The 501-nt window shown below is 70.3% G+C and carries 1 protein-coding gene; it reads left to right on the plus strand.

What is annotated here, in order from left to right; all coding sequences use genetic code 11:
• The coding region (locus tag AAE045_RS24555; RefSeq protein ID WP_455549892.1) for a hypothetical protein at positions 1-501 on the plus strand (501 nt) is incomplete at both ends.

Genomic DNA, 501 nt, shown 5'->3' on the forward strand with positions numbered 1-501 from the left:
CAAGGCAATGCCCTGCTGACCGGCGTACAGCTCGGCACGGATCCTGCCGCCGCCAGCTATGGCCTGCCGGTGGATGCCGGCGGCAATGCCACCACGGATCCTGCCGCGTATGTGGCCACCGGCACCACCGGGGCGAACGGCGCGCAGGTGTCCTCCACGGGTGGCACGCTGCGGCTGGACGTGGCGGCCGATGGCTCAGCGTTGGGCACCACGACCCGTATCGAGACCTACGGCAACAACAGCACCGGCGTGCTGGTAGCCCAGGCGGCTTCCGCGACCTCGCGGCTGCAGGCAGCAGACACGGTGATCACCACGCACGGGATGAACGCCAACGCCGTGCTGGTCCAGGGCGCCGTCGGCGGGGTCGGACCACAGGCGGCGTTGCTGCGCCTGGACACGCGCACCACCGATCTCAATGCCAACGGCGCGTATGGCCAGGCTGGCGCGCAGGTCAGCGTCACCGACAGCATCCTGACCACCTCGGGAAGCGGGGGCGGTATC

Origin of the sequence: Dryocola clanedunensis, assembly GCF_038405435.1 — a bacterium.
Taxonomy (GTDB): domain Bacteria; phylum Pseudomonadota; class Gammaproteobacteria; order Enterobacterales; family Enterobacteriaceae; genus Dryocola; species Dryocola clanedunensis_A.